Origin of the sequence: Variovorax sp. PAMC26660 (assembly GCF_014302995.1) — a bacterium.
Classification (GTDB): domain Bacteria; phylum Pseudomonadota; class Gammaproteobacteria; order Burkholderiales; family Burkholderiaceae_C; genus Variovorax.
The window spans coordinates 356,312-362,314 of record NZ_CP060295.1 but is presented as its reverse complement, the minus strand read 5'-3'; the positions used below and the strand labels follow the sequence as shown (position 1 = coordinate 362,314).

Annotated in this window: 4 protein-coding genes; 1 reads left to right on the top strand and 3 read right to left on the bottom strand. The window is 66.0% G+C overall.

The genetic code is table 11. From position 1 onward, the window contains the following. Positions 1-79 precede the first annotated feature (79 nt). From H7F35_RS01730 to fhuF, 3 genes are all read right to left on the bottom strand, one after another. Complete coding sequence (locus H7F35_RS01730; protein ID WP_187111273.1) at positions 80-2,305, bottom strand: TonB-dependent siderophore receptor; 2,226 nt, start codon at positions 2,303-2,305, stop codon at positions 80-82. A gap of 86 nt (positions 2,306-2,391) precedes the next feature. Next, positions 2,392-3,237, bottom strand: a complete 846-nt coding sequence (locus tag H7F35_RS01725) for a formyltransferase family protein (RefSeq protein ID WP_187111272.1) — start codon at positions 3,235-3,237, stop codon at positions 2,392-2,394. A 106-nt stretch (positions 3,238-3,343) separates the two neighbouring features. Beyond that, a complete protein-coding gene (gene fhuF, locus H7F35_RS01720) occupies positions 3,344-4,099 on the bottom strand; it encodes a siderophore-iron reductase FhuF (RefSeq protein ID WP_261803488.1) in 756 nt (251 codons plus the stop codon). Positions 4,100-4,303: 204 nt separating this feature from the next. On the opposite strand from fhuF, the gene H7F35_RS01715 reads away from it, so the two are divergent. Continuing rightward, positions 4,304-5,989: a cyclic peptide export ABC transporter gene (locus H7F35_RS01715; RefSeq protein ID WP_187111271.1), complete on the top strand. Its 1,686-nt coding sequence runs from the start codon at positions 4,304-4,306 to the stop codon at positions 5,987-5,989. Positions 5,990-6,003 lie beyond the last annotated feature (14 nt).

Below are 6,003 nucleotides of genomic sequence, written 5' to 3'. Positions count from 1 at the left end.
CCGGCGCAATGTATGCGCCGGGCCTTTCGTTTCAGTGATTCGACACGTCGAACCCGAGGCGCCTTGGCGCCCCGGTTCTTTACCAGCGGTAGGTTCCTGTCGCGATGATCGAGCGCGGAGCGCCGTAGTAGCACTTGCCGTACTGGTCGCAATTGGCGATGAAGTTCTTGTTGGTCAGGTTGCGCAGGTTGAGCGCGATGCTCCAGCGCTCGAAGTCGTAGCCGACCATGGCGTCGTACACCGTGGAGGCAGGCACCTTGTTCGGCGCGAGCTTTTCTCCGTCGCCGTAGTTCGAGCCGGTGTAGCGGGCGCCCAGGCCGACCTTCACGCCATTGCTGAAGCGGTAGTCCGCCCAGACCGACAGCCGGTTCCTTGGCACCGCATTGGCCTGTTTGCCGATTTCCGCCGGATTGGCGCTGGCCGTGACGATGGCGCGTGGTGTGTAGCCGTAGGCGGCCGTGATGTTCAGGCGCGGAAGGATCTCGGCCGTGGCTTCCAGCTCCAGCCCGCGGACTTGGATCTCGCCGGTCTGCTTGGGCATGAAGTTCGCGTCGTTCGAGATGTAGTTCTGGCGGCGCAGGTCGAAGATGGCCGCGCTGTAGCTCTGCTTGGTTCCCGGCGGCTGGTAGCGGATACCGGCCTCGTACTGCTTGCCCGTCTCGGGCTTGAACGGCACGCGCGAGACCGGATCGACCTGGCCGGTCGGCGCGAACGACTCGGAATAGCTGAGGTAAGGGGCCAGGCCGTTCGGGGCCAGGTAGACAAGGCCCGCACGCTTGGTGAATTTGTTCTGGGAGATGCCCGTGCTCTTGCCCGTCAGCCGGTCGAACACGTCGCTGTCGGCACTGTCGTAGCGACCGCCCAGGGTCAGCGACCAGCGGTCGCCCCATTTGATCTGGTCCTGCACGTACAGGCCGGTCTGGGTCAGGCGTGTGTTGGAGTTCATCCAGGGCGCGCCTTCCACGATCGGGCCGCCGTACACCGGCGCGTAGATGTTGATCGTGGGCGCGGTGCCGGTGGAGAAGCTGTACTGGTCGATGCGGTTGCGCTGGTAGTCCAGGCCGATCAGCAGCTTGTGTTGCCAGTCGCCGGCGCGCAGGTCGGCCTGAACCTGGTTGTCGATGCTGAAGGTCGAGACCCGTTCGCGACTGCCGGTGGGGTAGCGGCCCAGGAACATGAAGTTGAGTGGGTTCAGCGGATTCTTGCTGTCCACCGTGGTGAGGCGGCGCAGCGGCCAGACACCGGCGTAGTCGACCTTCAGCTCGCCGTAGCGGGCGTTCTGGCGCAGCGTGATGGTGTCGTTGAGGCGATGCTCGAGTTCGTAGCCCACCATCCACTGGTCGTTGTTGAAGTGGTCGTAGGTGGGGTCGCCGGTCCCCAGCGTGGCCGGAATGCGGGTGCCGAACAGGGTCGGGATCACGGAACCGACCTGGGGCTGGATGCGGTTGTAGACGCCGGCACGCGTGCGGTCGATTTGCGCATACACCGTCAGCTTGGTGTCTCCGGACATGCGCCAGGTCAGCGAAGGCGCGAGAAAGAGGCGGCGATCGGGCATCTTGCCGGTGGGCAGGTCGCCGTCGCGCAGCAGGCCGACCACGCGGTAGAGCACCTTGCCGTCGGCGTCGAGCGGGCCCGAGAAATCGCCCGCGATCTGCTTGCGGTTGTGGTCGCCGATCTGCATCTGGAGTTCATGCAGCGGTTCGGCCGTGGGGCGCTTGCTCACGACGTTGACCACGCCGCCCGGGCCGGCCTGGCCATACAGCACCGAGGCGGGGCCGCGCAGCAGTTCGATGCGCTCGGCACCGTAGTTCTCGGTGCGCCAGACGCCCCAGTTGCCGTTGTTGCGCAGCGGCAGGCCGTCCAGGTAGAAGCCCGGCGCATAGGCGTCGAAGCCGCGCAGCGTGAGCCAGTCATAGCGCGAGTCGGCGCCGAAGGTCGTGATTGCCACGCCGGGCGTGTAGCTCAGGGCGTCCTTGAGTGTGACCGCTCCGGTGGTCTGCATGCGATCGGAGGTGATGACCGAGATCGACTGCGGCGTCTCGATGATCGGCGTGTCTGTCTTGGTGCCTGTCGCGCTGCGCTTGGCCACATAACCGGTCACGTGACCGGTACCGCTTTCCTCCGCATCGGCATTCACCGTCACCGCGGGCAGCGTGGTGCCCGTTGGCTGGCCTGTGGCGGTTGTCGTCGTCGTGCCCGACGTTTGCGCGTAGCTGCCCAGGCTCCAGAGGACGGCTGTAGTTCCGAAGGCCGCCACGAGCGATGCATGCAGCAAGCGTTGGCGAGGAAGGGGGGGAGTGTGCATGGAAGGACTTTGAAAGTATTAGAAGCGGGCGGATCTTAATGAGAATTGCTCGCATTTCAAAGTCAAAATGCCAGGCAAACCCGCCGCTACCGGGTTTGCGGGCCCAGGACGTGGGGCGCCAGCAACGCCATGCCTTTGTGCATGGCCGGAAAGAGGCTGCGGTTGAAGTTGTTCCAGCGCAGTTCGAGGATGGTGTCTTCCGGGTCGATGGGGGTGTCGAGCACGTCGAAGATGACTTCGCCCGAATCGATCCCGTTGTCCACGTAGTGCAGCGATGCGCCGGTCTTGTCGACCACGGGCACCCGCAGCTTGGTCATCGTCGTCCAGTCCACGACCTTGTTGCCCTGTGCGCCGTGCAGCGCATCGAGCGTGGCGTAGGCACCCCGGCGCTGATAGGGCGACTCCAGGCGGGTGATGCCGGGGTGGATGTTGACGATCTTGCGGTAGTAGCGGCTCCCGGGCCGCACGAGCTCGTCGAGGATGACGAGCAGCCCGTCGAGCAGCACGACATCGGCGCCCAGCGTCAGCAGCTTGTCGAGCAGCGAACGCTCGAATGCGCTCTTGCCCGCGGCGCGTCCGGGCGCGTCCATCGGCATGCGGCGGTAGGCCGAGGGCACCGGATGCAGCATGTCCCGCAGCAGCTTGCCCTGCGCGCGCAGCTCTGCCGGAAAAATCCATTTGCGGTCGGGATGCCAGGCGAAACCGTAGGCCTGCAGGGCTGCCTGGTCGCGCGGCGATTGCGCGTCGTCGTCGTAGACGATGCCTTCGAGCGAGTACACATCGCCGAGTGGTGTGGTGTCGAGCGCCTGCGCCAGGTATTCGAGCGGCGACTTCATGTAGCGCGGCGCCCCCTGGTAGTCGATGTCCTGGCCGGCCTTGTCGGCGGCGGCGTTTCTCAAGGACATGATGTAGACGAGCTTGGCCTTGGGCATGGTGGTGCTGTGTGTGTGGGTGAGGTTGAAGCGGGCGGGTCGGTGCCGCGCGGGCGCGCGCTTTCCCGCGTCGCCTCTTGAGGAGACGAAGCGCGACGCGATCTGTTCATCGGGGCAGTGCCAGCGGGCAGGCGCTGCAGGCGGCCTCGTCGGGCAGCAGGTGATTGAGGCAGCACTGGCGGTGCAGCTTCGTCGGCACCTGGCGGCCGCCGCGCCATTGAACGACTTCGCGCTGGCGGCCGTGCAGCGGGTTGGTCGCTGCCTGTGGCCAGGCGGCGCTTTGCAGCAGATGCGCGCGGTCCTGCGTGATCGGTGCCGCGCCACCGGTCAGAGCCACCGCCTGATCCAGGATCGGCTCGAGCACCCGCGCGACATTGCCCCACAGAATCTTCGGCGCGAGCCGCGTCAGGCCGGCGACCGCCTCGAACAAGGGCGCCAGGTGATGCCACAGCAGCGGTGCATAGCGTTGCGCGGTGTCGGTGCCGTGTAACGGTGCGCCCAACTCTCGAATGTGAAAGTGCGAGGGTGCGCCACGGCCATCGAATTGCACCCACATCTGTGAGGCCGCGACCGGAAAGCCGTGTTGCAGCACGCTGGCAGCTGCCACCACGGGCGGCAACAGCACCGAAAGATAGGCCAGGCTCCATGCAGAGGCGACGGCCCGCAGGTCGTTGTCTTCGACGCGCCTGAACTTCGCGTGCCGGTGCAGCACCCCGGCAAGCATTTCGGTCGAAGACGCCAGGTCCGCCACGCGCAAGGCATCGGGCGGAAGGTCCCGCGTGCACACCAGCCGTTCACCGAGCGGCGCCAACTCGCCCCGGAAGATGGGCTCCAGCAAGGCAATCACGGACGGGCGCGGCAATGCTCGGGGTTCATTCTTGCAAGACGTTTCTCCGCCTTGCATGTTCATCGCGGCGAGCGCCGATGAACATCGGCCGGGCCCGGCCGTCTATGCAGAAGGAGGCCTCGTGCCGCCGCGTCCTGTCCGCCGGGCAGGATCGCTCTCAGCTGTTTCGGGTCCCGCCGCGGGGCCACCGTCGCCCCTGCGGGCGGAAAGAGTGCTTGCATGACATCGACCAGTGGCAGTGGCAACGGCGCGGAAATCGCGCAACTGCTCAAACCCTTCCTTCCGTGGATCGTTCTGTCCCTGGTCACCGGCGTGTGCGCGGGTGCTGCCACGGTCGCCTTGCTGCGCACCATCAACCTGGTGCTGAACCAGCAGGGCGGCATGGCCGGTGGGCTGCTGCTGACCTTCATCGGGCTGTGTCTCGTCGCGCTGTTCGGCCGCATGGCTTCGGACGTCTCGACCAATTTTGTCGGGCAGCGCCTGGTGGCCCAGGTGCGCAAGAGCCTTGCGCAAAAGATTCTCTCGGCCCCCATCGACGCCCTGGAGCGCTACCGCACCCATCGCCTGATGCCCGTGCTGTCGCAGGACGTGGACATGATCAGCGACGTCGCCTTCGTGCTTTCATCGACGCTGATCGCCGTGGCTGTCGCGCTGGGTTGCCTGGGCTACCTGGCCTGGTTGTCGTTGCCGCTCTTTTGCCTGCTGGTGGTCGCGCTCGTGATCGGCGCAACGATCCAGATCATGGCGCAGGCCCGCGGCAGTGCCGGCTTCTGGAAAGCGCGGGCGCACGAAGACCAGTTGCACAAGGCCTACCGCGCCATCAGCGAGGGCGCGAAGGAGCTTCGCATGCACCGCGATCGCCGCACGCGCATGTTCGGCGACCAGGTCGAGCGCATCGTCGACAACATCCGCACCGTCAACAGCCGCGCGATCAACACCTACGTGATGGCCACGGCCTTCGGCTCGGCCCTGTTCTTTCTGCTGATCGCATTGATCCTGGGCTGGGCATCGTTTCGCAGCACCGAGCCCGTGGTACTCAGCGGCTTCGTGCTGGTGCTGCTGTTCCTGAAGGGGCCGATCGACATGATCGCGGGCGCGCTGCCCAATGTGGGCCGCGCCAAGGTCGCGTTCCAGCGCATCGCCGACCTTTCGGCGCGTTTTGCCACGCCCGAGCCTCACCTGCATCTGGAGCGGCCCGCTGGCGGCGCGAAGATGGACGAGGGCATCGGCATGCGCGATGTGCGCTACGTCTTCGACGCGCCCGAAGGCAGCGAGCCCTTTGTGCTCGGACCCATCGACATCCAGCTTCGCCGCGGTGAAATGGTGTTCGTGGTGGGCGACAACGGCTCCGGCAAGACCACGCTGATCAAGCTGCTGCTGGGCCTCTACGCGCCGCAGTCGGGTGACGTGCTGCTCGACGGCAACGCCGTCACGCCCGAGACGCGTGACGACTATCGCCAGCTCTTCACCACCGTGTTCTCCGACTTCTACCTCTTCGAGGACCTGGTTGCGAGCGAGAAGGGCGAGGCGGGTACGCAGGCGCTGCCGCAGGCGGCCTTGCCCTATCTGCAGCGCCTGGAGATTGCCCACAAGGTGAGCATCAAGGACGGCTCGTTCAGCACCGTCGACCTGTCGACCGGCCAGCGCAAGCGGCTTGCGCTGGTGCATGCCTACCTCGAAGGCCGCCCGGTGCTGGTGTTCGACGAGTGGGCTGCGGACCAGGACCCGGCCTTCCGCCATCTTTTCTACACCGAGCTGCTGCCCGAGCTGCGTGCCAAGGGTCACCTGCTGGTGGTCATCTCGCACGACGACCGCTACTTCCACCTGGCCGACCGCGTCATCACCATGAAGGCCGGACGCATCGCGGAAGACCGGGCCCGTGCCCCCGCGAGCCTTGCCGCATGAAGGCCCGCATTTTT